This window comes from Mycobacterium sp. UM_Kg1 (assembly GCF_000972925.1).
GTDB lineage: Bacteria > Actinomycetota > Actinomycetes > Mycobacteriales > Mycobacteriaceae > Mycobacterium > Mycobacterium hiberniae.
This window is the reverse complement of sequence record NZ_JRMK01000007.1, coordinates 32,871-58,448: the sequence shown is the minus strand read 5'-3', so window position 1 is coordinate 58,448 and position 25,578 is coordinate 32,871. Positions and strand designations below refer to the sequence as shown.

28 protein-coding genes and 1 pseudogene are annotated in these 25,578 nt (G+C 69.1%); 15 read left to right on the top strand and 14 right to left on the bottom strand.

Translation table 11 applies throughout. The annotated features are described in order from the left end of the window. Positions 1 to 9: 9 nt before the first annotated feature. Together LI92_RS02435 and LI92_RS02430 are read left to right on the top strand one after the other, a co-directional pair. Positions 10 to 711: pseudogene (locus LI92_RS02435) on the top strand (4-hydroxy-tetrahydrodipicolinate synthase family protein); the annotation flags it as partial. A gap of 7 nt (positions 712 to 718) precedes the next feature. Beyond that, complete coding sequence (locus tag LI92_RS02430) at positions 719 to 2,395, top strand: ribonuclease J (RefSeq protein WP_046315509.1); 1,677 nt, start codon at positions 719 to 721, stop codon at positions 2,393 to 2,395. 73 nt (positions 2,396 to 2,468) lie between these two features. Here the strand turns inward: LI92_RS02430 and LI92_RS02425 are convergent, their stop codons facing one another. Then, positions 2,469 to 3,302 carry a mycofactocin-coupled SDR family oxidoreductase gene (locus LI92_RS02425; RefSeq protein WP_046315507.1) on the bottom strand — a complete coding sequence of 278 codons (834 nt, stop codon included), beginning with the start codon at positions 3,300 to 3,302 and terminating at the stop codon, positions 2,469 to 2,471. Next, positions 3,299 to 3,613 carry a putative quinol monooxygenase gene (locus LI92_RS02420; protein ID WP_046315504.1) on the bottom strand — a complete coding sequence of 105 codons (315 nt, stop codon included), beginning with the start codon at positions 3,611 to 3,613 and terminating at the stop codon, positions 3,299 to 3,301. Before LI92_RS02420 ends, LI92_RS02425 begins: the two co-directional genes overlap by 4 nt. Positions 3,614 to 3,745: 132 nt before the next feature. Here LI92_RS02420 and LI92_RS02415 point away from each other — a divergent pair, with 132 nt between their 5' ends. After that, positions 3,746 to 6,346, top strand: a complete 2,601-nt coding sequence (locus LI92_RS02415; protein ID WP_152665305.1) for an FtsK/SpoIIIE family DNA translocase — start codon at positions 3,746 to 3,748, stop codon at positions 6,344 to 6,346. Positions 6,347 to 6,393: 47 nt separating this feature from the next. On the opposite strand, the gene LI92_RS02410 is transcribed toward LI92_RS02415, so the two are convergent. After that, complete coding sequence (locus tag LI92_RS02410) at positions 6,394 to 7,755, bottom strand: wax ester/triacylglycerol synthase family O-acyltransferase (protein ID WP_353585437.1); 1,362 nt, start codon at positions 7,753 to 7,755, stop codon at positions 6,394 to 6,396. 184 nt (positions 7,756 to 7,939) lie between these two features. Here LI92_RS02410 and LI92_RS02405 point away from each other — a divergent pair, with 184 nt between their 5' ends. After that, positions 7,940 to 8,449 carry a DUF421 domain-containing protein gene (locus LI92_RS02405; protein WP_046315499.1) on the top strand — a complete coding sequence of 170 codons (510 nt, stop codon included), beginning with the start codon at positions 7,940 to 7,942 and terminating at the stop codon, positions 8,447 to 8,449. On the opposite strand, the gene LI92_RS02400 is transcribed toward LI92_RS02405, so the two are convergent. Then, a complete protein-coding gene (locus LI92_RS02400; RefSeq protein WP_192829961.1) occupies positions 8,446 to 8,970 on the bottom strand; it encodes an amino-acid N-acetyltransferase in 525 nt (174 codons plus the stop codon). The genes LI92_RS02405 and LI92_RS02400 overlap by 4 nt on opposite strands. A gap of 54 nt (positions 8,971 to 9,024) precedes the next feature. On the opposite strand from LI92_RS02400, the gene pgsA reads away from it, so the two are divergent. The 4 genes from pgsA (at position 9,025) to pspM (ending at position 11,820) form a co-directional block, all read left to right on the top strand. After that, a complete protein-coding gene (gene pgsA, locus LI92_RS02395) occupies positions 9,025 to 9,621 on the top strand; it encodes a CDP-diacylglycerol--glycerol-3-phosphate 3-phosphatidyltransferase (protein WP_046315497.1) in 597 nt (198 codons plus the stop codon). 87 nt (positions 9,622 to 9,708) lie between these two features. Next, on the top strand, positions 9,709 to 10,050 hold the full coding sequence (gene clgR, locus LI92_RS02390) for a transcriptional regulator ClgR (protein ID WP_046315495.1): 342 nt from the start codon (positions 9,709 to 9,711) through the stop codon (positions 10,048 to 10,050). A gap of 104 nt (positions 10,051 to 10,154) precedes the next feature. After that, entirely contained in the window at positions 10,155 to 10,979 is an 825-nt protein-coding gene (gene pspA / locus LI92_RS02385; protein ID WP_046315492.1) for a phage shock protein PspA, read from the top strand. Positions 10,980 to 10,983: 4 nt separating this feature from the next. Continuing rightward, positions 10,984 to 11,820: a phage shock envelope stress response protein PspM gene (pspM, locus tag LI92_RS02380; RefSeq protein WP_046315489.1), complete on the top strand. Its 837-nt coding sequence runs from the start codon at positions 10,984 to 10,986 to the stop codon at positions 11,818 to 11,820. Positions 11,821 to 11,827: 7 nt separating this feature from the next. Here the strand turns inward: pspM and LI92_RS02375 are convergent, their stop codons facing one another. Both LI92_RS02375 and LI92_RS02370 read right to left on the bottom strand, forming a co-directional pair. Further along, entirely contained in the window at positions 11,828 to 12,235 is a 408-nt protein-coding gene (locus LI92_RS02375; protein WP_046315487.1) for a DUF5313 domain-containing protein, read from the bottom strand. A 10-nt stretch (positions 12,236 to 12,245) separates the two neighbouring features. Then, positions 12,246 to 12,692, bottom strand: a complete 447-nt coding sequence (locus tag LI92_RS02370; RefSeq protein ID WP_046315530.1) for a limonene-1,2-epoxide hydrolase family protein — start codon at positions 12,690 to 12,692, stop codon at positions 12,246 to 12,248. 42 nt (positions 12,693 to 12,734) lie between these two features. Between LI92_RS02370 and LI92_RS02365 the strand changes: the two genes are divergently transcribed. Both LI92_RS02365 and LI92_RS02360 read left to right on the top strand, forming a co-directional pair. After that, positions 12,735 to 13,907, top strand: a complete 1,173-nt coding sequence (locus LI92_RS02365) for a glycosyltransferase (protein ID WP_046315528.1) — start codon at positions 12,735 to 12,737, stop codon at positions 13,905 to 13,907. 10 nt (positions 13,908 to 13,917) lie between these two features. Beyond that, positions 13,918 to 14,112 carry a DUF3046 domain-containing protein gene (locus tag LI92_RS02360; protein WP_046315485.1) on the top strand — a complete coding sequence of 65 codons (195 nt, stop codon included), beginning with the start codon at positions 13,918 to 13,920 and terminating at the stop codon, positions 14,110 to 14,112. Here LI92_RS02360 and LI92_RS02355 read toward each other — a convergent pair. Beyond that, positions 14,103 to 14,753: a TetR/AcrR family transcriptional regulator gene (locus LI92_RS02355; protein ID WP_046315483.1), complete on the bottom strand. Its 651-nt coding sequence runs from the start codon at positions 14,751 to 14,753 to the stop codon at positions 14,103 to 14,105. The genes LI92_RS02360 and LI92_RS02355 overlap by 10 nt on opposite strands. A gap of 69 nt (positions 14,754 to 14,822) precedes the next feature. Here LI92_RS02355 and LI92_RS02350 point away from each other — a divergent pair, with 69 nt between their 5' ends. From LI92_RS02350 to recX, 3 genes are all read left to right on the top strand, one after another. After that, positions 14,823 to 16,049 (top strand): oxygenase MpaB family protein, encoded by a 1,227-nt coding sequence (locus LI92_RS02350; protein WP_046315482.1) that lies wholly within the window; start codon positions 14,823 to 14,825, stop codon positions 16,047 to 16,049. A gap of 190 nt (positions 16,050 to 16,239) precedes the next feature. Then, complete coding sequence (gene recA / locus LI92_RS02345) at positions 16,240 to 17,289, top strand: recombinase RecA (RefSeq protein WP_046315480.1); 1,050 nt, start codon at positions 16,240 to 16,242, stop codon at positions 17,287 to 17,289. Beyond that, positions 17,258 to 17,794 carry a recombination regulator RecX gene (gene recX / locus LI92_RS02340; protein ID WP_046315477.1) on the top strand — a complete coding sequence of 179 codons (537 nt, stop codon included), beginning with the start codon at positions 17,258 to 17,260 and terminating at the stop codon, positions 17,792 to 17,794. The genes recA and recX overlap by 32 nt, the downstream gene beginning before the upstream one ends. Before the next feature lie 9 nt (positions 17,795 to 17,803). Here the strand turns inward: recX and LI92_RS02335 are convergent, their stop codons facing one another. From LI92_RS02335 to LI92_RS02315, 5 genes are all read right to left on the bottom strand, one after another. Then, positions 17,804 to 18,025 (bottom strand): Rv1893 family protein, encoded by a 222-nt coding sequence (locus LI92_RS02335; protein ID WP_046315475.1) that lies wholly within the window; start codon positions 18,023 to 18,025, stop codon positions 17,804 to 17,806. A gap of 63 nt (positions 18,026 to 18,088) precedes the next feature. Beyond that, positions 18,089 to 18,973, bottom strand: a complete 885-nt coding sequence (locus LI92_RS02330) for an amino acid ABC transporter permease (protein ID WP_046315473.1) — start codon at positions 18,971 to 18,973, stop codon at positions 18,089 to 18,091. Next, on the bottom strand, positions 18,970 to 19,647 hold the full coding sequence (locus LI92_RS02325) for an amino acid ABC transporter permease (protein ID WP_046315471.1): 678 nt from the start codon (positions 19,645 to 19,647) through the stop codon (positions 18,970 to 18,972). The genes LI92_RS02330 and LI92_RS02325 overlap by 4 nt, the downstream gene beginning before the upstream one ends. Then, the gene (locus tag LI92_RS02320; protein WP_152665304.1) at positions 19,644 to 20,462 is read right to left on the bottom strand and encodes a glutamate ABC transporter substrate-binding protein; all 819 of its coding nucleotides are present in this window, start codon (positions 20,460 to 20,462) and stop codon (positions 19,644 to 19,646) included. Before LI92_RS02320 ends, LI92_RS02325 begins: the two co-directional genes overlap by 4 nt. Continuing rightward, the gene (locus LI92_RS02315; protein WP_046315525.1) at positions 20,462 to 21,190 is read right to left on the bottom strand and encodes an amino acid ABC transporter ATP-binding protein; all 729 of its coding nucleotides are present in this window, start codon (positions 21,188 to 21,190) and stop codon (positions 20,462 to 20,464) included. Before LI92_RS02315 ends, LI92_RS02320 begins: the two co-directional genes overlap by 1 nt. A 156-nt stretch (positions 21,191 to 21,346) precedes the next feature. Between LI92_RS02315 and miaB the strand changes: the two genes are divergently transcribed. Together miaB and LI92_RS02305 are read left to right on the top strand one after the other, a co-directional pair. Beyond that, on the top strand, positions 21,347 to 22,786 hold the full coding sequence (gene miaB / locus LI92_RS02310; protein WP_286134809.1) for a tRNA (N6-isopentenyl adenosine(37)-C2)-methylthiotransferase MiaB: 1,440 nt from the start codon (positions 21,347 to 21,349) through the stop codon (positions 22,784 to 22,786). Then, positions 22,783 to 23,388, top strand: a complete 606-nt coding sequence (locus tag LI92_RS02305) for an Rv2732c family membrane protein (RefSeq protein WP_046315467.1) — start codon at positions 22,783 to 22,785, stop codon at positions 23,386 to 23,388. Before miaB ends, LI92_RS02305 begins: the two co-directional genes overlap by 4 nt. On the opposite strand, the gene LI92_RS02300 is transcribed toward LI92_RS02305, so the two are convergent. Then, complete coding sequence (locus LI92_RS02300) at positions 23,345 to 24,061, bottom strand: hypothetical protein (RefSeq protein WP_046315465.1); 717 nt, start codon at positions 24,059 to 24,061, stop codon at positions 23,345 to 23,347. The two genes, LI92_RS02305 and LI92_RS02300, sit on opposite strands and share 44 nt — an antisense overlap. 186 nt (positions 24,062 to 24,247) lie before the next feature. Further along, positions 24,248 to 25,573: a DUF349 domain-containing protein gene (locus LI92_RS02295; protein WP_052740677.1), complete on the bottom strand. Its 1,326-nt coding sequence runs from the start codon at positions 25,571 to 25,573 to the stop codon at positions 24,248 to 24,250. Positions 25,574 to 25,578 lie beyond the last annotated feature (5 nt).

Sequence of the window (25,578 nt, the reverse complement as noted above, 5' to 3'; positions counted from 1 at the left end):
TGTGTATAAGAGACAGTGCGTGCGGTGGTCGAGGCGGTCGGCGACCGGGCCCGCATCATCGCCGGCGCCGGCAGCAATGACACCGAGCACAGCGTGCGGCTGGCCGAGGCGTGCGCCGGGGTCGGGGCGCATGGCCTGCTGGTGGTGACGCCGTACTACTCGCGTCCGTCGCAGGCCGGGTTGCTGGCGCACTTCACCGCCGTCGCCGACGCCAGCTCGCTGCCGGTGATGCTGTATGACATCCCGGCCCGCTCGGTGGTGCCGATCGCTCCCGACACCATCTTCGAGCTGGCCGAACACCCCAACATCGTGGCCATCAAGGACGCCAAGGGCGACCTGCACGCCGGGGCGCAGATCATGGCGGAGACCGGCCTGGCCTACTACTCCGGCGATGACGCGCTGAACCTGCCCTGGCTGGCCATGGGCGCGACCGGATTCGTCAGCGTGGTGTCGCACTTCGCGGCCGGGCAGCTGCGCGACATGCTCGCCGCCTACACCGCCGGCGACGTCGAGACCGCCCGCAAGATCAACGTCTCGATCGCCCCGCTGTCCAATGCGATGGGCCGGGTGGGCGGGGTGACCTTCGTCAAGGCCGGCCTGCGGTTGCAGGGCTTCGAGGTAGGCGACCCCCGGTTGCCCATGGTGCCGGCCTCCGCCGCGGAGGTCGAGGAACTGGCCATCGACATGCGCGCCGCGGCCGTCCTCGGGTGAGGCACACGTGACCGAGGATCTCACTCCGCCGGGTCCGTTGGCCGAAGGCGGGCTGCGTGTCACCGCGCTGGGCGGAATCAGCGAAATCGGCCGCAACATGACCGTTTTCGAGCACCTCGGCCGGCTGCTGATCATCGACTGCGGCGTGCTGTTCCCCGGCCACGACGAGCCCGGCGTGGACCTGATCCTGCCCGACATCCGCCACATCGCCGACCGGCTCGACGACGTCGAGGCGCTGGTGCTCACCCACGCCCACGAGGACCACATCGGCGCCATCCCGTTCCTGCTAAAACTGCGGGCCGACATCCCGGTGGTCGGTTCGAAGTTCACGCTGGCATTGGTCGCCGCCAAGTGCCGGGAGCACCGCATCAAGCCGGTGTTCGTTCAGGTGGCAGAAGGCCAGCGCAGCACCCACGGCGTGTTCGAATGCGAATACTTCGCGGTGAACCATTCGATCCCGGACGCGCTGGCCATCGCGGTGCATACCGGCGCGGGCACGGTGCTGCACACCGGCGACATCAAACTCGACCAGCTGCCACCGGACGGGCGCCCCACCGACCTGCCCGGCATGTCCCGGCTGGGTGACCAGGGCGTGGACCTGTTCCTGTGCGACTCCACCAACGCCGAGATCCCCGGGGTCGGGCCGAGCGAGAGCGAGGTCGGGCCCACCCTGCATCGGCTGATCCGCGGGGCCGAGGGTCGGGTGATCGTCGCCTGTTTTGCCTCCAACGTCGACCGGGTGCAGCAGATCGTCGATGCCGCGGTGTCACAGGGCCGGCGGGTGGCCTTCGTCGGCCGGTCGATGGTGCGCAACATGGGCATCGCGAAGGACTTGGGCTTCCTGCGGGTGGCCGACTCGGATCTGGTGGACATCGGGGCCGCCGAGATGATGCCGCCGGACAAGGTGGTGCTGGTCACCACCGGAACTCAAGGCGAGCCGCTGTCGGCGCTGTCGCGCATGTCGCGCGGCGAGCACCGGTCGATCACGCTGACCGCCGGTGACCTGGTGGTCCTGTCGTCGTCGCTGATCCCCGGCAACGAGGAAGCGGTCTTCGGCGTGCTGGACGCCCTGGCCAAGATCGGCGCCCGGGTGGTCACCAACGCCGCCGCCCGTGTGCACGTCTCTGGGCATGCGTACGCCGGCGAGCTGCTGTTCCTCTACAACGGGATCCGGCCGCGCAATGTGATGCCCGTCCACGGCACCTGGCGGATGCTGCGGGCCAACGCCGCGCTGGCCGCCCGTACCGGGGTGCCGGAGGACTCGATCCTGCTGGCCGAGAACGGGGTCAGCGTCGATCTGGTCGCCGGGCAGGCCCGCATCGCCGGCGCGGTTCCGGTCGGCAAGATGTTCGTCGACGGACTCGTCGACGGCGACGTGGGCGACGCGACGCTGGGGGAGCGGCTGATCCTGTCGAGCGGATTCGTCGCGATAACGGTGGTACTGCGCCGCGGCACCGGAAAGCCGTTGGCTGCGCCGCACCTGCATTCGCGTGGTTTCTCCGAAGATCCCAAGGCGCTGGAGCCGGCGGTGCGCAAGGTTGAGGCGGAGCTGGAGTCGCTCGCCGCAGAAGGGGTCACCGACCCGGTCCGGATCGCCCAGGCGGTGCGCCGCACGGTGGGCAAGTGGGTCGGGGAGACCTACCGGCGACAGCCGATGATCGTGCCGACGGTGCTCGAGATCTGATCCGTCACAGCCGCTGCGTGTTTCGGCGTGGCGGACGGTTTGGGCGGGTCGCGGGCCTAACGCTTGTCGCGGCTCATCGCTTGTTGACGAAGCCGGCGTCGACGGGAACGGCGATGCCGGTGACGTAGCGGGCCGCGTCGGAGACCAGCCAGGCCACCGCATTGGCGATGTCCTCCGGTTGCAGCACCGCCACCGGCAGCGCATTGCCCATGTCCGGTGGCGAGCCCGTCGCGGAGGTGAGCTCCGCGAGCCAGCCCCGCACGTAGTCGTTGTTGATCATCGGCGTATCGACCCCGGCCGGATGCACCGAGTTCACCCGAATACTGTGCGGCGCCAGCAGGTTCGCGTAGACCCGCATCAACCCCACCAGCCCGTGCTTGGCCGCGGCGTAACCGATCGCGCCCGCGTCGTGACTGCCGATGCCGGCCAGGCCCGCGACTGAGCTTATCAGCACGATAGAGCCGCCCTCGCCTTGGGCGATCATCGCCGGAAGTGCCGCTTCGATGGTGTGGTAGGCGCCGGTCAGGTTGACGTCGATGACGTCACGCCAGCCGTCGGCTGCGGCCATCGGGGCGATGCCGGCGTTGGCCACCACGATGTCGACCCGGCCCAGCTCGTCGAGTCCGGCCTGCACCGCGGCACCCAGTGCCGCCTGGTCCCGCACGTCGGCCTGCCGGGCCACGACGCGCGCGCCGGTGCGTTCGACCAGCTCCGCCGTCGTCGCCAAGTCCTCGGCGACGGCCAGCGGATAGGGCACGCTGTCGATCTGATCACACAGGTCGACGGCGATGATGTCGGCGCCGTCGGCGGCCAGCCGCAGGGCATGAGCGCGACCCTGGCCGCGGGCCGCGCCGGTGATCAGCGCGACCTTGCCCTGCTGTGCCTTGTCCGACGGCCGGGCCGTCACGACCGCAGTTGGCCCTTGGCCGGGTCGCCTGCGGGCACGGCGTTGAGCAACTTGATCTCGGGTGCGCCGGCCAGGTGCTCGCTGAGGCTGCCGAACAGTTCGCCGGAGGCCGGCGAGGTCGAGTGCGCCTTGAGGGCCTCACCGTCGGCCCACTGCTCGATGAACACGAAGGCCCCGTCGGCCTCGTGCAGGGAGTACAGCTCGCAGCCGGGCTCCTGGTGTACCTGCGCCACCGCCTTGGTGCAGATTTCGCGGACGGTTTCGACCGATTCCGGCTTGACGGCGAAGGTGGCGACGACGACCACGGGCATGTGCGACTCCTTGGCAGAGGGGGATTCCCCGGTCACCCTACCCAGCCGGGCGCCGGACGTGCGGCGAACGGGTCGCTCGGGGTCAGTGTGGCTTATGGTGCAGATGGGGTATTTGCGACTAGGCTTGCCCATATGGCTAGTAAGACCGCTAGTAGGGCCCCTGCGCGTTCTGGCACCCGAACGACCAGGTCGAAGGCCGCTAAGGGGGGAGCGCGGGCTGCTCGGCCGGCCAAGGCGCGCCGCGCCGCGCCGCAGCCGTCGCGTCCGGTGGCGGTCGGTATGGCCTTCGGGCGCGTTGCCCGTGCGACCTGGCTGATGGTGGCCAAGGGCGCCGGCAGCGCCGCACGTTCTGTCGGTCGCGCGCACGACATCGACCCCGGACATCGCCGCGACGGCATCGCGCTGGCGCTGCTGGCCCTGGCCGTGGTGACCGCGGCGAGCTGCTGGCTGGATGCCGCCCGGCCGGTCGGCGCGTGGATCGACACCGGTCTGCGCGCCGTGATCGGCGGGGCGGTGGTGCTGCTGCCGGTCTTGGCCGCGGGCGCCGCCGTGCTGCTGATGCGCACCGAACCAGACCCGGAGAACCGGCCCCGGCTGATCCTCGGCTCGGCCATGATCGCGTTGCCGCTGCTGGGTCTGTGGCACCTGTGGTCGGGTTCGCCGCAGAGTCCCGACGGGCGTCTGCACGGCGCCGGGTTCGTGGGATTTGCGATCGGCGGCCCGCTCGCCGACGGGCTCACGGCGTGGATCGCCGCACCGCTGTTGTGCATCGGTGTGCTGTTCGGCGTGCTGTTGCTCACCGGGACCACCCTGCGCGAGGCGCCGGAGGCCCTGCGGACGATGTTCCGCGGCGACTACGACGACTATGACGACTACGGCGACTACGACGATGCCGAGCAATACGGCGATGACGACTACCACGACGAATACGACGGCGAGGCCTACGCGGATCAGGACTACGGCCAGGGCCACCCCGGCGCCGCTGCCGACGGCCACGACGCCGGGGCCGCCGGCCCGACCGGCGGTGTGAGCCGGTTCGGCGCGGCGGCGCCCGAGGCTGCGCCGGACGCCCCGGACTGGCAATCGCGATCCCCGCTGGACAACTACCCGCTCGAGGAAGAGCCGGAGGCGCCGCCACCTCCGGTCAAGCCCGTGCGCCGCAAGGCGCCCAAGGCGCCCAAGGCGGCCGCGCCCACCGACACCACGGTCGTCCTCGACCGGGTGGTCGAGGGTCCCTACACGCTGCCCGCACTGAGCCTGCTGGTCGCCGGTGATCCCCCGAAGACACGCACTGCCGCCAACGACCAGATGGCCGACGCGATCACCTCGGTGCTGGAGCAGTTCAAGGTCGATGCGGCGGTCACCGGCTGCACCCGCGGACCCACCGTCACCCGTTACGAGGTGGAACTGGGGCCGGGGGTCAAGGTCGAGAAGATCACCGCCCTGCAGCGCAACATCGCCTACGCGGTGGCCACCGAGAGCGTGCGGATGCTCGCGCCGATTCCGGGCAAGTCCGCCGTCGGTATCGAGGTGCCCAACACCGACCGCGAACTGGTGCGGCTGGCCGACGTGCTGACCGCGCCGTCCACCCGCTCCGACCACCACCCGCTGGTGATCGGCCTGGGCAAGGACATCGAGGGCGACTTCATCTGCGCCAACCTGGCCAAGATGCCGCACCTGCTGGTGGCCGGCTCCACCGGCTCGGGCAAGTCCAGCTTCGTCAACTCCATGCTGGTGTCACTGCTGGCGCGCGCCACCCCCGAAGAGGTCAGGATGATCCTGATCGACCCGAAGATGGTGGAACTGACGCCCTACGAAGGCATTCCACACCTGATCACCCCGATCATCACCGAACCCAAGAAGGCGGCCGCCGCGCTGGCCTGGCTGGTCGAGGAGATGGAGCAGCGCTACCAGGACATGAAGTCATCCCGGGTGCGCCACATCAACGACTTCAACGACAAGGTCCGCTCCGGGGAGATCACCACGCCGCTGGGCAGCGAACGGGTCTACCGGCCCTACCCCTACATCCTTGCGGTGGTCGACGAGCTCGCCGACCTGATGATGACCGCTCCCCGCGATGTCGAGGACGCGATCGTGCGGATCACCCAGAAAGCCCGCGCCGCCGGCATCCACCTGGTGCTGGCCACCCAGCGGCCGTCGGTGGACGTCGTCACCGGTCTGATCAAGACCAATGTGCCGTCCCGGCTGGCGTTCGCCACCTCCTCGCTCACCGATTCCCGGGTCATCCTGGATCAGCCCGGCGCCGAGAAGCTGATCGGGATGGGCGACGGTCTGTTCCTGCCGATGGGCGCGAACAAACCGATCCGGTTGCAGGGCGCGTTCATCTCCGACGAGGAGATCCAGGCCGTGGTCAGCGCCTGCAAGGACCAGGCAGAGCCCGAGTACACCGAGGGCGTCACCGCGGTGAAGGCCGGCGGCGACCGCGCCGACGTGGACCCCGACATCGGCGACGACATGGAGGTCTTCCTGCAGGCCGTCGAGCTGGTGGTGTCGAGCCAGTTCGGTTCCACCTCGATGCTGCAGCGCAAGCTGCGGGTGGGATTCGCCAAGGCCGGCCGGCTGATGGACCTGATGGAGACCCGCAGCATCGTCGGACCCTCCGAGGGCTCCAAGGCGCGGCAGGTTCTGGTCAAGCCCGACGAGCTGGCGGCCACTCTGATGGCCATTCGCGGCGGCGGCGAGCCGGACACCGGGGACGGCGAAGACTTCTAGCCGGCGCCCTGTGCCGAAGACGGCCGGGCAACCGTACCCGGGGAGCCTTACGCGCTGCGCACCAATGCCAGGCCGTGCCAGTCGCGGAGCGGCTTGCGTCGTCGGCTGCGCGCCACCAGCCGGGCCACCGCAGCCTCCAGGCCCCGGGCCAGTTCGTCGACCGCGGCGAACTCGAAGTCGGCCAGCACCCCGATGAATAGGTTCCCGGCATAACTCAGAGCCGAGACGCCGGCGCGCAGCTGCATCGCGATCGGGGGCACGGGCAGCACCTGAACCACGTCGCATCCCATGATCTGCAACGGCTCTGCCGGGCCTGAGACATTGGTCGCCAGCGCCACGACCCCGCGCTGGCGGAGTTGGCCGAACAGCCGGGCCGCCCACCCCGACCACGCGACGGGAAGCATGCCGGCCGCGGAGATGACGGCACGCGCGGCGTGCCGCTGCCCGCCGGCCTTGGCCTGCGCCAGCCGGGAACGCACCGCCAGCAGCCGCCGGATCGGGTTCGACTCCTCGACCGGCAGCCGGGGCAGCAGCACCGAAGCCCGGCTCTCGGAGGTCGGCGCGGCGTCGGGGGACGACGGCGAGAACGGAACCAGGGTGCGCAGCGAATCGGGCTCGGGAACTTCACCGCGGCGGATCATGAAGTCGCGGTAGCTCTCGGTCAGCGCCGCCAGCACCACGTCGTCGACGGTCACCTCGAACGCCCGGCACACCTGTTCGATGCCGTCGAGCGGCACCCGTGCGGCGCTGTAGCGGCGCCGGCTGGTGATCGGACCGTTGAGCGGCGACGACGCCGGCTGTAGCAGGCCGCTGGCAAGTTCGACGACGCCGCGCAGGTTGTACACCCAATGCAGCGGATTGAGGTCCAGCAGCGGCCGGGCGTGCCCCGGCCGGTCGGCGGCGGGCGGCGCGGCGGTACCGGGCCGGTGGTGGCTCATACCGCTGTCGGACAGCCCGGTGAGCATGTGCGCGGCTGCGGCGCTGCCGGCGATGCAGTGGTGCACCTTCATCAGCAGGGCCCACCGATCGTCGCTGAGACCGCCGATCACCCAGATCTCCCAGAGCGGACGGTCGCGGTCCAGACGCCACGACATCACGTCGGCGACCACCGTGTGCAACTCGGCGTCTCCGCCGGGCGCCGGCGCCGCGACCCGGCCGATGTGGTGAGTGACGTCGAAGTGCGGATCATCGACCCATTCGGGTGCGCCCAGATCCAGGGCGTGCCGGACCAGTCGCTGTCCGAACCGTGTACACCCGCCGAGGCGCTCGGCCAGCGTCGCCGCCAGCGCGGCGTGCTCGGGCATCGGACCCGCCAGCACCGCGAGCGTCCCAGTGGCCATGCTGACGTTGTGGTCGGAATCCTCCAGCCCGAGAAATCCGGCGTCCAGGGGGGTCAAGTACTCGGCCACAGCCACCTCCAGTTGTCTGCAACTGTCAGTACCACTATCTCCTGTGGCGGTAGCGTACGGCAGGGCCGGAAGTCCTCATGTCCGGCCCGGCGTACCGGTGTGCGGACACATGCCGGCCACAGTGCGGCTACGGACCGGACACCGGCAGTTTGCCCCGGTCAGCGGGGCGCGTAATCTCCCCGGCGTGGAGTGGGCACGACTTTTCGCTTTCGATACCCCGCCCTCGGAGATCTTCATCCGCGGGACGGTCATCTACATCGCGATCTACGCGATGCTGCGGGTGGTGCTCAAACGCGAGGCCGGCACCAACGGCATCACCGACCTCATCGTCGTGGTGCTGATCGCCGACGCGGCGCAGAACGGGATGGCCGGCGGCTACCGATCGATCAGCGACGGCATCTTGCTGGTCGGCGTGATCATCGGCTGGTCCTACCTGCTGAACTGGATGGCGCACCGCTGGCCGGCCGTGGCCAGGTTCCTGCGGCCCGGTCCATTGCTGGTGATCCAGGACGGCGCGCTGCTGCACGCGAACATGCGCAAAGAGATGATCACTGAGGAGCAGGTCCGCGAGCAGGCCCGCAAACAGGGAATCGCGGATCTCTCCGTGGTCCGGGAGGGCCGCATGGAGTCCGACGGACAGTTCAGCTTTCTCATCGGCGCCACCCGCCGGTCCCGCGATCTGATCGTCGACTAGAGGATCAGCAGCATCCGGGTGTTACCCAGGGTGTTGGGCTTGACGTAACTCAGGTCCAGGAATTCGGCCACCCCGACGTCATAGGAACGTTGCAGCTCCTCGTACACCTCGGGGGTCACCGGCGTTCCGTCGATCTCGGTGAAACCGTGGCGGGCGAAGAACTCGGTCTCGAAGGTCAGCACGAACAGCCGCTGCAGCTCCAGCTCGCGGGCGACAGTCAGCAGGCGGTCGACGATCGCGTGTCCGATCCCGTGCCCGGTCAGCCCGGGGTCCACCGCGATCGTGCGTACCTCGCCGAGGTCCGACCACAGCACGTGCAGGGCGCCGCACCCCACCACCTGCTGGTCGCCGTCCTCGGCGACCCAGAACTCCTGGACCGACTCGTAGAGCGTCACCAGGTTCTTTTCCAGCAGGATCTTGCCGGCGTAGATGTCCACCAGCCGCTTGATCGCCGGGACGTCGGAGGCGCGTGCGCGCCGGACCACAGGCCGCTGGGCCGGTTGGTCCGCCGCAAGATTCACAGCTGCACAGTATCGGTTTCTCGTTTCGGCCTGGACAACAGATATTCTGACGCCGTGTCGGGGCACCCTAAAACCGGTCCGACGGTGACGAAAGTCCCCGTGGTCAATCTCGCGAACGCACTGACCGTCATGCGGTTGGGGCTGGTCCCGGTCTTCCTGCTGGCGCTGTTCGCCGAGGACGGCCACGATCCGAGGACGCGGATCGCGGCGTTCGTCATCTTCGCCGTGGCGATCATCACCGACCGGCTGGACGGCACCCTGGCACGCAACTACGGCATGGTGACCGAATTCGGCGCGCTGGCCGACCCGATCGCCGACAAGGCGCTGATCGGCGCCGCGCTGATCGGGCTGTCGATGCTCGGCGACCTGTGGTGGTGGGTGACGGTGGTGATCCTGGCCCGCGAGATCGGGATCACCGTGCTGCGGTTCGCGGTGCTGCACCGAGGTGTGATCCCGGCCAGCCGCGGCGGCAAACTCAAAACCCTGGTGCAGGCCGTGGGTATCGGCCTGCTGATCCTGCCGCTGTCCGGGCCCTGGCTGGTGACGGCCTGGACGGTGATGGCCGTGGCGGTGATTCTGACCGTGCTGACCGGGATCGACTACGTGGTCTCAGCGGTCACCGACCTTCGCGGCGGCCCGGCCGCGAGTTGACCGCGTACTTCGGGAACCCGTCGGGGTCGGTGCGCGTTGAGGTGATGACGGTGGATCGCCGAGATTGACCCGGGAGGGGAGTGCACGATGACGACATTGCTGCGGGAGTCGGTCGGTGAGGTGCTGCGCCAGGCCCGGACGGCCCAGGGGCGCACGCTGCGCGAGGTGTCCGACACCGCGCGGGTCAGCCTCGGATACCTCTCGGAGGTCGAGCGGGGCCGCAAAGAGGCATCCAGTGAGCTGCTCAACGCGATCTGCGCGGCGTTGCAGATCCCGCTGTCGCGTGTGCTCTTCGATGCCGGAACCCGCCTCGCCCACGCCGAGCGGTCCGACCAGGCGCAGCGCCAGGCCGCAGTGACCCGCATCGATGCCGGCACCAAGGTGGTGATCCCACCGATTCGCGGGCTGGCGTCGGCGGTTTCAGCGTGACGCGCCACGCTTGAACACCCACCTGAGCATCCCGGACCCGATAAATTGATCAGCGGTAGCCGGCGGAGCGACAACACCGGATAACAAGCAGACGGAGCTGACTGATGGCCAACCCGTTCGTCAAGGCGTGGAAGTACCTGATGGCGCTGTTCAACTCGAAGATCGACGAGCACGCCGATCCCAAGGTGCAGATCCAGCAGGCGATCGAAGAGGCGCAGCGCCAGCACCAGGCCCTGACTCAACAGGCCGCTCAGGTGATCGGCAACCAGCGGCAACTGGAGATGCGGCTCAACCGCCAACTGGCCGACATCGAGAAGCTTCAGGTCAATGTGCGCCAGGCGCTGACCTTGGCGGACCAGGCCACGGCCACCGGGGACGCCGCGAAGGCCACCGAGTACAACAACGCCGCCGAGGCGTTCGCGGCGCAGCTGGTCACCGCCGAACAGAGCGTCGAAGACCTCAAGGCCCTGCACGACCAGGCCCTCTCCGCGGCGATGCAGGCCAAGAAGGCCGTCGAGCAGAACGCCATGGTCTTGCAGCAGAAGATCGCCGAACGCACCAAGCTGCTCAGCCAGCTCGAGCAGGCCAAGATGCAGGAGCAGGTCAGCGCATCGTTGCGGTCGATGAGCGAGATCGCCGCGCCGGGTACGACCCCGAGCCTCGATGAGGTGCGCGACAAGATCGAGCGGCGTTACGCCAACGCGATCGGAGCTGCCGAGCTCGCCCAGGGATCGGTGCAGGGGCGGATGCTCGAAGTCGAGCAGGCCGGAGTGCAGATGGCCGGTCATTCCCGCCTGGAGCAGATCCGGGCGTCCATGCGCGGCGAGTCGCTGCCTGCGGGCGGATCGGCCACCGCGGCCGGCCAGGGCACGCCGGCGGCCCCGCAGTCCGGGGCGAATCCAACCCCCGAGAATCCGCTGGGACGGTAGCGACGTGGCCGCGACACTCGGAGGCAGCGCCCGGCACCCGCTGCTGCAGCGTGCCGTGGACCGGGCCAGCGAGGCTGCCGACGCCCTGGCCACCAGGCTGGGTGCACTGGCTGATCCGCGGGCCAGGATGCTGCGTAAGCGGCGCTGGGCGTTGCGGCTGGGCCTGTTCTTCGGTGCCACCTGCGCATTCTGGATGCTGGTGACGGCGGTGTTGGCCTCCTGGTCGACGCCGGTGTGGGTGCTGCTGATCACCGGACTGGTGTCGGCGGGGGCCGCCGCGCCGGCCACCCTGTTGTTGCTGCGCTACCGCTGGCTGCGCGCCGCGCCGTTGCCGGCCGTGCGCGCAGCCACCGCGCGGCGGCTGCCGGCTGCCGGGTCGGCGGCGCGTCCGGCGATGTACGCGTTGGGTGCCTCCGAGCGGGGGATGCTCTCGCTGCTGGGCGTGCTTGAGCGGGGCCGACTGCTGCCCGCCGACGAGATCAACGAACTGACGGCTGCAGTCAACCGCGCCGCGTCCACCATGGCGGCCACCGCTGCTGAGGTGGTGTCCATGGAGCGCGCCGTGCAGGACAGTCCGCAGTCCCGCCAATACCTGGTGCCGACCATCAACGCCTTCACCGCGCAGCTCAGTGCCGGCGTCCGCCAGTACAACGAGATGGTCACCGCCGCAGCGCAACTGGTGGCGTCGGCCAACGACGGCTCAGCGACTTTGACCGGCGACCCGGCGAACTCCCCGATGTCGCAGCGGCGCTACCGCGAGGAGTTGGCCGGAGCGACCGACCGGATGCTGGGCTGGGCCCAGGCGTTCGACGAACTGGGCCAGTTGCCCCGCGTCGTCTAGATCACACCTAGATGTCGTCGCTGCGCTGATCGACGGAATCCGGCCGCGGGCCGTAACGCTCCACGTAGGAGCGGTGGATGTGGGCGTCGCGCTGCCGCTTGCGGGCATTGGCGAGTTCCGGATCGAGGCCGTGCATGCGCAGCATGTGGGTGCGCCACACCTTGTTGAGCGCATGCGCGAACAGAATCACCATGAACCAGATCGGAAACGTCATGGTGAAGTGCGTCATGAAGTCGGCCGGCAGGAACCAGAACGGGATCAGGATCAGCGTCGTGGGCACGGCGGCGCGCATGATCATCCGGACGGTGGCGCCGCGCCCCGCGAGGTCGTTGCGGACCCAGTCCAGCAGCTCCGGAGGCAGCGGGCGCCCGTAACAGTAACGGATGTATTGAATCGGGTTGGGGCGCTTTGACACGGTCGTGACCTTAGAGCGTGGGGCGCAGCGCCGGAAACACCGTTGCCGCCACCGCGCGCAGCGTCGCCTTGAACATGTCGAGGAAGTCGAAGTAGTCGCGCCACAGGGTGATCCGCCCGTGGTGCACCTCGAACACTCCGCACACCCAGAACTGCAGCCGCAGCGGCCCCAGCGTCAGGACGTCGGTGCGCTCGGTGAGCACCGCGGAGCCGTCGGCGGCGATCCGGTGGATCTTCACGTCGAACGACCCGCGTCCGGACAAGCGGCGGAACACCTTGACCGTGGCGCTGCGGCCGTAGATGGTCGGCAGCCCGACGTTCTGATACACGACGTCCTCGGCGAGCGCTTCGGCCGCCGCGTCGAGATCCTCGTCGCGGAGGGCGTCGAGGAAGGTTTCAACGATGCGGATGTTCTCGGCGGTCTCAGCGGCGCGGTGCTGGTCAGTCAGTTCGGTCATGCCTGCCACCCTAGGCCCGTGGGGCTGTGGCACGGTAGGCCGATGCGAGTGGTAGTGGTAGCAGGCCCGGATCCCGGTCACGCGATCCCCGCGATCGCCTTGTGCAAGCGCTTTCTGGCAGCCGGCGACGCACCGACGCTGCTGACCGGTGTCAAGTGGCTCGACACCGCGCGTGCCGCCGGGGTGGACGCCGCCGAACTGCTCGGGCTCGATCCGACCGCTGCTGATGACGACGCCGACGACGGCGCCAAACTGCACCACCGTGCGGCCCGGATGGCGGTGCAGAACCGAGATCGGCTGCGCGCGCTGCAGCCCGACCTGGTGGTCTCCGACGTCATCACGGCCTGCGGTGGAATGGCGGCCGAGCTGCTGGGCATCGGGTGGGTGGAACTGAGCCCGCACCCGCTGTACCTGCCGTCGAAAGGTCTGCCGCCGATCGGCAGCGGGCTGGCTCCGGGCACGGGGGTGCGCGGCCGGCTGCGGGATGCGGTGATGCGGTCGCTGACGGCACGATCGGTCCGCAGTGGGCTGCGCCAGCGCGCCGACGCCCGGGTCGCCATCGGGCTGCCGGGCCGCGATCCGGGGCCGCTGCGGCGCCTGATCGCCACGCTGCCCGCGCTTGAGGTGGATCGGCCCGACTGGCCCGCCGAAGCCGCTGTGGTCGGGCCCCTGCACTTCGAACCGACCGAGCAGGTGCTGGACGTGCCGGCGGGCGCCGGACCGCTGGTGGTGGTGGCGCCGTCGACGGCAGCGACCGGCACCGCGGGGCTGGCCGAGCTGGCGGTGGAGTATCTGGTGCCGGGTGCCACCCTGCCTGTGGGTGCCCGGCTGGCGGTATCGCGCCTGGGCGGTCCGCCGCTGACGCTGCCGCCGTGGGCGGTAGCCGGTCTGGGGCGCCAGGACCAGCTGTTGCAGCACGCCGACGTGGTGGTGTGCGGAGGCGGGCACGGGATGGTGGCCAAGACGCTGTTGCACGGTGTGCCCCTGGTGGTGGTGCCCGGTGGCGGCGATCAGTGGGAGATCGCCAACCGGGTGTTGCGCCAGGGCAGCGGACGGCTGATCCGGCCGCTGACCGGACCGGCGCTGGCTGAGGCGGTGGGCGCCGTGCTGGCCTCGCCGGACCATCGTGAGGCAGCGCGGCGGGCGGCGCGCACCGCCGGCGAAGTCGCCGACCCGGTACGGGTGTGCCACGAAGCGCTTTCGAGCACTGGGTAGGTTGGGGGCTGTGCGTCTGACCGAATTTCGCGAGCGGGTCGCGATGCGTTTCGGCGCCGCCTACGGCAACACGGTGCTGGAAGATCACGTGCTGGCCGCGGTGGGCGGACGCACCGCGGCGCAGGCCATCGAGGACGGTGTCGAACCCCGCGAGGTGTGGTGGGCGCTGTGCGCGGACTTCGACGTGCCGCGCGATCAGTGGTGAGGCGAGTCGCTGTGCGCCACAATGCTGCGCACCAGGGCGACCGACAGGTCTGAGCAGATCGCGGCCAGTTCGGCCGGAGTTTCGACCGGGTTGTCGAGCCAGGTTTCGATGATCTGATTGACGCCGCCGACGATGAACAGTGCACCGCGCCGTAACTCTTCGGGGGCCAGGTCCTGGCCGTCGAGAACGGCTGGGGCGTATTCGACGATGGTGTCGGTGATCATGTCGAGGATGCCCGCGCGGTGCTCGTTGAGGCCGGGAATCGCCGACAGGTCGCTGGTGGCGATGCGGTGGATGTAGGGGTCGGCGGCGATGAGGTCCAGGAATGCGGTCAGCGCCGAGCGGAGTTTGTCCGACAGCGTTCCGGGGTCGCCGACTCCTGCGGTCACCATCGCTTCGAGCAACTGGTCGCGGACATCGTCGGAGACCGCGAAGAACAGCGCTTCGCGATTGGGAAACTGCTCGTAGAAGTAACGCGGGGTGAGTCCGGCCGCGGTGCAGACTCCGCGGACGGTGACCTCGCCGATGCCCGACTCGCCCCAGATCTGGCGGCCGGCCGCCAGCAGCTTTCCGCGGCGCTCGGCGCGGCGGTCTACCGCGCTGATCCCGCCGTAGTCACGCACCACCTCAGGGCGTTTCATTGACATCACCCTACTAGCGCCCGTAAATTCGGAATACGGATGTTATCCAAATAGCTTGGAGGCCGCCCGATGAACGCGCCCGCACAGACCATCCCCGCCCGCCACCCGTCCGGGCCCGGCCGCGTACCGGCGGGCATCGCGGCGCTGGCCCGGGTGCTGGCGGTAGGCCGGCCCAGTGCCGAGCGGTGGCAGAAGATCGGTGAGGACCTGACCGCCGGAGACGAGCCGATGCAGCGGCTGGTCGAGTGGATGTCGAGCACCGGGGCCGCCGAGACGCGGCCGATCTTCGAACAGATCCTCACCCGTGGCCTTGCCAGCGTGCCGGATGCACCTGAGCCGCTGCGGGAGTTCTTCGGTGAATTCGAGCCGATACCGGACTGGGTCGACATGGCCCGAGTGCGGCGCGGCCAGCGAGCCCTGCGCCGGGGCGGTGCCGACGGCACCTACATCGCCCGGGACGTGTCGTTTCTGGGCGGCTACCAGTTCTCCTCGTTCAACAAGACGCTGCTGCGCACCGGTGTACTGGAGAAGGGCTCCAACAAGCGCTTCGCCGAGACCCTGCAGTGGGCGCTGGACGTCAGTGCGGAGGGCGGACTGGAGCCCCTCGGCGTCGGTTACCAGGCCACCATCCGGGTCCGGCTGATCCACGAGTATGTGCGCCGGCATGTGGCGGCACTGCCGGACTGGCGTGCCGACGAATGGGGCCTGCCGGTCAACCAAACCGACATGGCCGCCACGTTGGTGGGCGCGCTGATCGCGCCGCCGGCCGGCGGACTGGCGCTGGGACTCGTGATGCCGCCGGCCGAACTGGACGACATCGCGCACCTGACCCGCTATGTCGGCTGGCTGATGGGAGTCCGCGACGACTGGTTGCCCCGCAGCTTCCGGGACGGCATCCGCGTGCTCTACCAGACCCTCGGCGCGCTTTCGGCGCCCGACGAGACCACCAAGCAGCTCGCGGCACCGATGGCCGACGATCCGCTGGGATGGCATTTCGGCGCCATGGCCGGCCTGCGGCGCCGCATCGCACGCGCCCAGCATCTCTCGTTGACCAGTAGCTTCCTGGGATCGGGCACGATGCGAAAGCTCGGTCTGCCGACTTCGGTGCTGCCGTGGTACCCGCTGGTGCGGCTGCCGGTGAACCTGGCCCGCAGTGTTGCGGCGGTGACGCTGCCCGGTGGACTGGATCGCGCGGCGCGCCGCGGGCGGCGCGAGCAGGAGGCGTTCATGCGAACCCTGATGGGCACCGGCGACACCACCATCGGCGCCTCTGCGCACGTCATGCAGGTGGCTTAGCGGCGATCGCGAGCGCGGCGGAGCCGGGCGCTGCGGCGACACGCCGCGCGCCTACTTGATTCGAACATTCGTTCGCCTACTGTGGAGGCAGTTCGTTCGGCCCTGACGGGTCTGTCAGACCCCGTCGCTAGCGTCACGGCCAACCGACCGAGAACGGTCAACCGAACTACCGAACCACAGGAGAGGCATCATGGCGCAAGCGCCCGATCGCGAAAAAGCACTCGAACTGGCGATGGCCCAGATCGACAAGAACTTCGGCAAAGGCTCGGTGATGCGCCTCGGGGACGAGGTGCGTCAGCCGATCTCGGTCATCCCGACCGGTTCCATCGCCTTGGACGTGGCGCTGGGCATCGGCGGCCTGCCTCGGGGCCGGGTCGTCGAGATCTACGGCCCGGAGTCCTCCGGTAAGACGACCGTGGCGCTGCACGCGGTGGCCAACGCCCAGGCCGCCGGAGGGATCGCGGCGTTCATCGACGCCGAGCACGCACTGGACCCCGAATACGCCAAGAAGCTCGGTGTGGACACCGACTCGTTGCTGGTGTCCCAGCCCGACACCGGGGAACAGGCGCTGGAGATCGCCGACACGCTGATCCGTTCCGGGGCACTGGACATTCTGGTCATCGACTCGGTGGCCGCCCTGGTGCCGCGCGCGGAGATCGAAGGCGAGATGGGGGACAGCCACGTCGGTCTGCAGGCCCGGCTGATGAGCCAGGCGCTGCGGAAGATGACCGGCGCACTGAACAACTCGGGTACCACCGCCATCTTCATCAACCAGCTGCGGGAGAAGATCGGGGTGATGTTCGGCAGTCCTGAAACCACCACGGGTGGAAAGGCTTTGAAGTTCTACGCATCGGTGCGGCTGGACGTTCGGCGGATCGAGACCCTCAAAGACGGCACTGAAGCGGTCGGCAACCGCACCCGCGTCAAGGTGGTCAAGAACAAGGTGTCGCCGCCGTTCAAGCAGGCCGAGTTCGACATCTTGTACGGCCGGGGCATCAGCCGTGAGGGTTCACTGATCGACATGGGCGTGGATCAGGGCTTCATCCGCAAATCCGGCTCGTGGTTCACCTATGACGGCGAGCAGTTGGGGCAGGGCAAGGAGAACGCCCGCAACTATCTGCTGACCAACGTCGACGTGGCCAATGAGATCGAGAAGAAGATCAAGGAAAAGCTCGGCATCGGCGCCGTGCTGACCGATGAGCTGACCGATGAAGTCCTGCCTGCCCCTGTCGACTTCTGAGCTGGTTGAGGCGGCAGCGCCCAAACGCGAAGAGCAGGCGAAGGCGCTGTGCCTTCGCCTGCTCACCGCCCGGGCGCGCACTCGTGCCGAACTCGCCGAGCAGCTGGCAAAACGCGGCTACTCCGAGGAGGTCAGCAGCCGCATCCTCGACCGGTTGACCACCGCCGGGTTGATCGATGACGCCGATTTCGCCGAACAGTGGGTGCGATCGCGGCGCGAGCGGGCGGGCAAGGGCCGCAAGGCGCTGGAAGCCGAGTTACGCAACAAGGGCATCGATGAGGACGTGATCGCCACAGCGTTGTCGGGCATCGACGCCGGGGCCGAGCGCGAGCGCGCCGAGCAACTGGTGGCGGCCAGGCTTCGCCGGGAAGCCCTCGGCGACGACGACGTCAAGATCACCCGTCGGCTGGTGGCGATGCTGGCCCGGCGCGGCTACAGCCCGGCGATGGCCTACGACGTGGTCAGCGCCGCATTGGCCGGCGAACGAGAGCGCCGCCGAGTCTGACGACGTGCGTCAGGCGCCTGCCGCATCGTCTGTGCCGGTGAAGACTTCCTTGGTTCGCTCCACAGCATGCGTGGCGATCGCCATCGAGTCCTGGACGATCGCGCTGACGCCCCCGGAGATGTCCCCCCGAATGATGTCGCCGGCGTCCTCGACGATGTCGGAGGCCTTCTCCATGGTGTGAGCGGCGATGTCGCGTGCGGCGCTGATTGCATCCTTGGGGGTGATGGCCATCGGAGTCTCCTGTCGCTAGCTGTCGATTCCGACTCTAGACGCCGGGAACTGGGTGCGCAGTGCCTAAACGACGCGGGTGCCCGGGGTGCCTTCCGGCTCGATGGTGGTGGCCTCCAAGGGGGACTGGCGAGCCTGGCGCATGCGGCGTTCCAAGCCGATGGCGCCGGCTGACAGCGCCATGTTTCCGGCGATCATCAGCGCGGCGATCACCAGGAGCGCGGGCAGGTAGTTGCTGTACTGGGAGCCGACGACGGTGCCCTGGCGCACCATCTCCACAAACGTGATCTGGTAGCCGATAGCGGTGTCTTTGAGCACCACCACCAGTTGCGACACCAGTACCGGAAGCATGGCCGTGACGGCCTGCGGCAGCAGGACCAGTCGCATCGAGGCGAGCCAGCCCAGCCCCAACGCGGCGGCGGCTTCGCCTTGGCCGCCGGGCAGGGCGTTGACCCCGGCCCGCACGATCTCGGCGATGACCGCGCCGTTGTAGAGGGTCAGGCCGGTGACGACCCCGGCCAACGCGATCTGTTGCGGTGGAAACACGTTGAGCAGGCCGTAGAGGAAATAGGCGAAGATCATCATGATCAGCACCGGAATGGCCCGGAAGAACTCCACGACCACCGCGCAACACCAGCGCACCGGCGTGATCTGGGACAGTCGGCCGACGCCCAGCGCGACGCCCAGAATCAGTGCGAGCCCGATGGACCAGGCTGCTGCGGTAAGAGTGCCCGCCACGCCCGGCAACACGTAGGTCCGCCACAGGTCCGCGGTCAGAAACGGCGCCCATTTCTCCGCCGTCAGCTGGCCTTTGGCGCACAGCCGCGAGTACACCATCCAGCTCAGCAGGCCGGCGACCAGCACCGTGGTCACCGACAGGGCGTGGTGGCGCGCCCGGGCCCGCGGGCCGGGGGTGTCGAACAGCACGGTCGCCCGTGGCACGGACCTCATCGCGACACCGCCAAGCGCCGGTCGAGGTAACCGAACAACAGTCCGAGCGGCAGTGTGAGCACCAGAAAGCCTGTGGCGAACACCGCGCCCACGCCCAGCAGCGCCGCGGTGTTCTCGGTCATCGTCTTCATCAGCAGCGCCGCCTCGGCGACGCCGATCGCCGAGGCCAGCGTGGTGTTCTTCGTCAGTGCGATGAAAACCGAGCCCAACGGAACTATCGCGGCGCGAAAGGCTTGGGGCAGCAAGATAATCCGGAGATTTTGGGTGAAACTCAACCCCAGCGAGCGAGCCGCCTCGGCCTGCCCGATCCCCACCGTGTTGACACCCGCGCGCACCGCCTCGCAGACGAAAGAAGCGGTGTAGACACCGAGCCCGAGGACCGCCAGGCGAAAGTTGCTGTCGTCGACCGAGGTCGGCGACTGCGGGTCGGTCAGCGTCACGCCCAGCGTCTGGGACAGCCCGAACGAACACAAAAGCAGCAGTAGGGTCAGCGGGGTATTGCGCACCAGATGGACGTAGCCGCCGCCGAGCAGGCGCAGCACTGGCACCGGAGCCAGGCGCATTGCCGCCAACCCGGTGCCCAAGGCCAGCGCGAGTGCACCGGACAGCACCGCCAACTCGACCGTGACGGTGAAGGATTGGAGGATCTGGCCCCGATATTCGCCGAACATCATCGTCTGATCGGCGGCGGATCGGGCACGGCAAACCCGGCCGGGCCGAAGTTGTCCTCGAACGCCGCCCGCCACGAACCGTCACGTTCCATTTCTTCGAGGGCGTCGTTGATCCGCTGCCGCAGCGCGTCGTTGCCCTTGCGCACGCCGATTCCGTAAAGCTCCTGGGAGAACCGTTCGCCGACCAGCTTGAAGTCGCCGGGACTCTGGGCGGCAAAACCGGCCAGGATCACGTCGTCGGTGGTCACCGCGTCGATCGCGCCGTTGCGCAGGGCCTCCACGCATGCCGAGTACGTGTCGTAACGCTGCAACTGCACACCGGGGTAGCGGTCCTTGATCCGTTGCGCCGGCGTCGAACCAGACACCGAACACAGCTTCTTGTGCCGCTGCAGCGAGGCCGTGCCGGTGATGTCGGCGTTATCGGCGCGAACCAGCAGCGACTGCCCGGCCAGTAGGTAGGGGCCGGCGAAGTCGACCTTCTGCAGGCGCGAGTCGGTGATCGAATACGTGGCCACCAGGAAGTCGACCTGGCCGTTGCGCAGCAGCATCTCGCGCTGGCTGGACGGTGCCTCGAGCCAGGCGATGCGGTCGGGCGGGTAGCCCAGCCGGGCCGCGACGTAGCGGGCAACGGCGACATCGAATCCGTCCAGCGTTCCGTCGGGTCTCTTGACGCTCAACCCGGGTTGGTCGAACTTGACCCCGATGGTGATCTTGCCGCTGTCGTGGGCGGTGCATGCCCCGGTGAGCGCGGCCAAAACGGCCGCCCACGCCAGTGCCGCAGCGACCCGCGCCAACGTGCGCAAACGCCCGGTGAGCATCAATGTTCGAGGACCTTGGCCAGAAAGTCCCGGGCCCGGTCGGTCTGCGGCGAGCCGAAGAACTCTGCGGGAGGGGCGACCTCGACGATGGCGCCGTCGGCCATGAACACCACCCGGTCCGCGGCACGGCGAGCGAAACCCATCTCGTGGGTGACCACCACCATGGTCATCCCGTCGTCGGCCAGGGTGGTCATCACGTCGAGCACTTCGCTGATCATCTCCGGGTCCAGGGCGCTGGTCGGCTCATCGAACAGCATCACCTTGGGATTCATCGCCAGGGCGCGCGCGATCGCCACCCGCTGCTGCTGCCCGCCGGACAGCTGGGCGGGGTGCTTGTCGGCCTGATCGGCCACCCCGACGCGCTCCAGCAGTGCCATGGCCTGGCTGTGCGCCTGCGCCCGGGGCAGCTTGTGCACCTTCATCGGAGCCAGTGTGACGTTGGCGAGGATCGTCTTGTGCGGAAACAGGTTGAACGACTGGAACACCATGCCGACCTGCGCCCGCAACCGGGCCAGGGCCGCGCCTTCGGTCGGCAGCGGCTCGCCGTCGAGAGCTATGGTGCCGGAGTCGACGACTTCGAGCCGGTTGATGGTGCGGCACAGCGTGGACTTGCCCGAGCCTGAGGGGCCGAGGATCGCCACCACCTCGCCCCGGGCGACCTCGAGACTGATGTCTTTGAGCACATGCAGATCGCCGAAGTACTTGTTGACCTCACGGATGGCGATCATCGGCACCGGATTCCCTCCGCTGCTGATCATGGCATCTGACCCTACCCAGGAAGTCCCGGCCGGGACGCCGCTATCGGTCGGGTCACTCCCACCGACTCGGGTGCCGCGCGCCGCCGTACCATAGACCGGGTGAGTTCGCCGGTGATTTCCGAACAGATGCGCACCTACGAGGTGCGCACCTACGGCTGTCAGATGAACGTTCACGACTCCGAACGGATCGCCGGAATGCTGGAGCAGGCCGGTTATCGCCGCGCCTCCGACGGCGCGGACGCCGACCTTGTGGTGTTCAACACCTGCGCGGTGCGGGAGAACGCCGACAACAAGCTCTACGGAAACCTGAGTCACCTGGCGCCCAACAAGCGCAGCAACCCCGACATGCAGATCGCAGTGGGTGGCTGCCTGGCCCAGAAAGACAAGGACAGCGTGCTCAACCGCGCGCCGTGGGTGGACGTCGTCTTCGGCACCCACAATCTGGGGTCGCTACCGGCGCTGCTGGAACGCGCCCGGCACAACCGCAGCGCCCAGGTCGAGATCGTGGAATCGCTCCGCGAGTTCCCGTCGTCACTGCCCACCGCGCGGGACTCGGCCTACTCGGCGTGGGTGTCGATCTCCGTCGGCTGTAACAACAGCTGCACCTTCTGCATCGTGCCCTCGTTGCGTGGCCGGGAAGTGGACCGCAGCCCGGACGACATCCTCTCCGAAGTGCGGGCGCTGGCCGCCGAGGGCGTCCTCGAAGTGACCCTGCTGGGCCAGAACGTCAACGCCTACGGTGTCTCGTTCGCCGACCCCGACCTGCCGCGCGACCGCGGCGCATTCGCATCGTTGCTGCGGTCCTGCGGGGACGTCGACGGGCTGGAACGGGTCCGCTTCACCTCACCGCATCCGGCCGAGTTCACCGACGATGTCATCGAAGCGATGGCGCAGACCCCGAACGTCTGTCCCACGCTGCACATGCCGCTGCAGTCCGGTTCCGACCGCGTGCTGCGGGCCATGCGCCGCTCCTACCGGGCCGAGCGTTACCTGGGCATTCTGGAGCGGGTCCGGGCCGACATTCCCGATGCGGCCATCACCACGGACCTGATCGTCGGATTTCCCGGTGAGACCGAGCAGGATTTCGCCGAGACGCTCGAGGTGGTGGCGGCGGCCCGATTCTCGGCCGCATTCACCTTCCAGTACTCCAAGCGCCCTGGGACACCTGCTGCCGAACTTCCCGATCAGTTGCCCAAAGAGGTGGTCCAGCAGCGCTATGACCGGCTGATCGAACTACAGGAGCAGATCTCGTTGGAAGAGAACCAGGCCCAGATCGGTCGCACCGTCGAATTGCTGGTGGCGACCGGTGAGGGCCGCAAGGATGCCGCGACCGCACGCATGAGCGGCCGTGCCCGCGACGGCCGGCTGGTGCACTTCGCGCCCGGGCACGCCCAGGTGCGTCCCGGTGACGTGGTGACCACGACCGTGACCGGCGCAGCCCCGCACCACCTGCTGGCCGACGGCGCCCTGCTGAGCCATCGGCGTACCCGGGCCGGAGACCTGCACGCCGAACCGGCACCCGGTGTGGGACTCGGTATGCCCAAGATGCCGGGGGCGGCGCGATGAGCGGCAGCGGCGACAACCACCGAGACTTCGAGGCCTACCGCGCCGACATCGAGGCCGCCGAGCGCCGCGTGGCCGGTGAGATCGATCCGGGCGGCAGAGGCCTGGTGGTGGCGATCTGCGTCTTCGTGCTGCTGGGTTCGTTCCTGTTGCCGCACACCGGTTCGGTGCGCGGCTGGGACGTGCTGTTCCCCGGAAACGGCACCGACGGAGCCCTCGTGACGCTGCCGTCGAAGCTGTTCATGTGGCTGGCTCTGGTGTTCGGCGTGGGATTCTCCCTGCTGGCCCTGGTGACGCGACGTTGGACGGTGGCCTGGGTAGCCCTGGCGGGGTCCGCGGTGGCCACCGCGGCCGGACTGCTGGCCGTGTGGTCCCGCCAGACCGCGGTGGCGGGCGACCCCGGCCCGGGAATCGGGCTGATCCTGGCCTGGATCACGCTGTTCGTGCTGACGTTTCACTGGGCGCGCGTGGTGTGGACCCGCACCGCGCTGCAGCTCGCCGCAGAGGCTGAGCGCCGGCGCAGCACCGCCGAACTGCACTCCAAGAACCTGCTGGACGGCCTCAACGGTCCGGAGGACCAGCCACCGCCGGCGGCGGGGGAGTAGGGGCCGTTGCGGCCCGGCCTTCCCGGCTGGCGCGATAGGCGTCGGCGCGCAACCGGGTGAGCCAGCGGGGACGCTGTTCGACCCCCGAAGCGGTGTTGACGGTCGGGTCGAATGACACGTCATGCCCCGCATCGCCGGTCCCCTTGAGGCCGGTGAGCACCAGATGGGCGAGCGGATGGAACCCGGCCGTCCCGCGGGCCTGCTCGAGTTCGAAGCGGATCTGCCCGTCGTCGAGTTGCTGGCGGACACTGCGCAGCGACAACGCCCGGCCGTCGATCGGTGTGTCCAGTCGGGCTCGCAACCACCACGTCTGCTCGCCATAGCTCAGCGGCTGCAGCGAGGTCAGCGTCAGACCCGACCACCGCAGTGCGGGCCGTATCCCCAGCGCGCGGCCCACGATCCCCGAACTCGCCGAGGCCAGCAGGATGTCCCAGCAGCGGCGGTCGGGCGCTGACGCGGGAATCCGCAGGGCCAGTCCGACGGCGTCGGGTAGCGCGCCCGGTGTGCCGGCGGCCTTGGAGATGCGCGCCACGACGGTGGCCGACGACACCGGCAGGCCCACACCGGTGGCTGCGTCCCGTTCGAGAACGCCGGTCGCCAGCACACCGTCGGGATGAAAAAACCGCCTATGCCGCAGCGCTGCCCCCCGGCGGAACAGCTCCCCGGCGATCATTGCCGCGGTACGTCCCCGCGCCACGCGCCGGTCTCGCTGCCCTGGCTTTCGATGAACTCCTTGAAGCGCTTGACGTCCAGGACCGCGGTGATGTTGCTGGCCATGCTCACCTCCAGTGAGTGTTGTTGCAGTCTCGTCCGGAGGTGGTAGCCCATGTTCGCCGATGCTCAAACATCGGCTGGCAGATCAGCGCCGGTTGAGCGCCTGCTCGGCGGCCTGGGCCCATTGCCGCCACTGCTCGGCGTTGGCGCTGGCCTCGGCGGCCTCTTTGTCCCGGCCCGCGGCCTGGGCCTTGAGTGCTTGCCGCTCGAACTGTTCGGCGCGGGTGCGGAATTGAGCCGCCCGGGCTTCGGCCTCGGGGTCCACCACGGCGGCCTCGGCGGCCGCGCCGGCATCCCGCACCTTCTTCTCCACCGCCCGCAGCCGTCGCTCGAGCTCCGCGGAGCGCTCCCGGGGCACCTTGCCGAGGGCATCCCACTTGTTGACGATCGAGCGCAGCGCTGTGCGCGCGGCGTTCTGGTTGGCCGGGTCGATGCGTTCCGCCTCGGCCAGCAGGGCCTCTTTGGCCGCGGCATTCGCCTCCAGCTCGGCATCACGCTCGGCGTTCGAGGCGTTGCGGGCGGCGAAGAAGGTGTCCTGGGCGGCCTTGAAGCGCTGCCACAGCGCCTCATCGACGTCCTTCGACGCCCGCCCCGCTGATTTCCAGGTGGCCAGCAGCTGGCGGAAGGTGGCGCTGGTGGCCACCCAGTCGGTGGAAGCGGCCAGTTCCTCGGCCCGCTTACACAGCCGTTCCTTCTCCTCCCGAGCGCCGGCCCGGCCGCGGTCCAGCTCGGCGAAATGCGACCCGCGCCGCCGGTTGAAGCTGTCGCGTGCGGCGGCGTAGCGCTTCCACAGCGCGTCGTCGACCTTGCGGTCCAAACCGCTGATGGTGCGCCATTCGTCGAGAATGGCGCGCAGCCGGTCGCCGGCGGCCTTCCACTGCGTCGACGTCGCCGCGAGCTCCTCGGCCTCGACGGCCAGGGCTTCTTTGCGTGCCGTTGCCGCTGCGCGCTGCTCGTCGCGCTGCGCACGGGCTGCGGCGGCGAGGGAGTCGGCGTGTTCGCGCACCACCGAGATCCGAGTCGCCAGGGCCTCCACGTCGCCGAGGACGCTGGCGGTGGGCAACTGCTCGGCCAACGCTGCCGCGGACGCCTTGATCTTGCGGGCGTCGCCGCTGCCGGAGGACAATCGCTCCTCGAGCAGGGTCACCTCGGTGCTCAGATCGTCGTAGCGGCGGCCGAAATGGGCGAACGCCGCCTCGCGGTCACCGGCCTGCCATGAGCCGATCTGGCGCTCGCCGGCCGCCGTGATCAGCCATACCGTCCCGTCGTCGTCGACCCGGCCGAATCGGTGTGGATCGCAGGTAGGCGGCCCCACGACGGCCGGGGCCGGCCGGGCGCCCGGCTTCGGGCCGGGGCGGGGCCCCGGACGCGGGCCCGGGCGGGGGGCGGGCGAACCGCTGTCAGTGGTCATCGCTG

What these genes read in the sequence shown, in the direction of transcription:
- LI92_RS02420 (WP_046315504.1), bottom strand. Translation starts at nt 3,613, where the DNA reads ATGCCCGTGGTCGTCGTCGCCACCTTCGCCGTCAAGCCGGAATCGGTC.
- LI92_RS02415 (WP_152665305.1), top strand. Translation starts at nt 3,746, where the DNA reads ATGGCTAGTAAGACCGCTAGTAGGGCCCCTGCGCGTTCTGGCACCCGA.
- clgR (WP_046315495.1), top strand. Translation starts at nt 9,709, where the DNA reads ATGACGACATTGCTGCGGGAGTCGGTCGGTGAGGTGCTGCGCCAGGCC.
- pspA (WP_046315492.1), top strand. Translation starts at nt 10,155, where the DNA reads ATGGCCAACCCGTTCGTCAAGGCGTGGAAGTACCTGATGGCGCTGTTC.
- LI92_RS02370 (WP_046315530.1), bottom strand. Translation starts at nt 12,692, where the DNA reads ATGACCGAACTGACTGACCAGCACCGCGCCGCTGAGACCGCCGAGAAC.
- LI92_RS02365 (WP_046315528.1), top strand. Translation starts at nt 12,735, where the DNA reads ATGCGAGTGGTAGTGGTAGCAGGCCCGGATCCCGGTCACGCGATCCCC.
- LI92_RS02355 (WP_046315483.1), bottom strand. Translation starts at nt 14,753, where the DNA reads ATGAAACGCCCTGAGGTGGTGCGTGACTACGGCGGGATCAGCGCGGTA.
- LI92_RS02350 (WP_046315482.1), top strand. Translation starts at nt 14,823, where the DNA reads ATGAACGCGCCCGCACAGACCATCCCCGCCCGCCACCCGTCCGGGCCC.
- recA (WP_046315480.1), top strand. Translation starts at nt 16,240, where the DNA reads ATGGCGCAAGCGCCCGATCGCGAAAAAGCACTCGAACTGGCGATGGCC.
- recX (WP_046315477.1), top strand. Translation starts at nt 17,258, where the DNA reads ATGAAGTCCTGCCTGCCCCTGTCGACTTCTGAGCTGGTTGAGGCGGCA.
- LI92_RS02335 (WP_046315475.1), bottom strand. Translation starts at nt 18,025, where the DNA reads ATGGCCATCACCCCCAAGGATGCAATCAGCGCCGCACGCGACATCGCC.
- LI92_RS02330 (WP_046315473.1), bottom strand. Translation starts at nt 18,973, where the DNA reads ATGAGGTCCGTGCCACGGGCGACCGTGCTGTTCGACACCCCCGGCCCG.
- LI92_RS02325 (WP_046315471.1), bottom strand. Translation starts at nt 19,647, where the DNA reads ATGATGTTCGGCGAATATCGGGGCCAGATCCTCCAATCCTTCACCGTC.
- LI92_RS02320 (WP_152665304.1), bottom strand. Translation starts at nt 20,462, where the DNA reads ATGCTCACCGGGCGTTTGCGCACGTTGGCGCGGGTCGCTGCGGCACTG.
- LI92_RS02315 (WP_046315525.1), bottom strand. Translation starts at nt 21,190, where the DNA reads ATGATCGCCATCCGTGAGGTCAACAAGTACTTCGGCGATCTGCATGTG.
- miaB (WP_286134809.1), top strand. Translation starts at nt 21,347, where the DNA reads ATGCGCACCTACGAGGTGCGCACCTACGGCTGTCAGATGAACGTTCAC.
- LI92_RS02305 (WP_046315467.1), top strand. Translation starts at nt 22,783, where the DNA reads ATGAGCGGCAGCGGCGACAACCACCGAGACTTCGAGGCCTACCGCGCC.
- LI92_RS02300 (WP_046315465.1), bottom strand. Translation starts at nt 24,061, where the DNA reads ATGATCGCCGGGGAGCTGTTCCGCCGGGGGGCAGCGCTGCGGCATAGG.
- LI92_RS02295 (WP_052740677.1), bottom strand. Translation starts at nt 25,573, where the DNA reads ATGACCACTGACAGCGGTTCGCCCGCCCCCCGCCCGGGCCCGCGTCCG.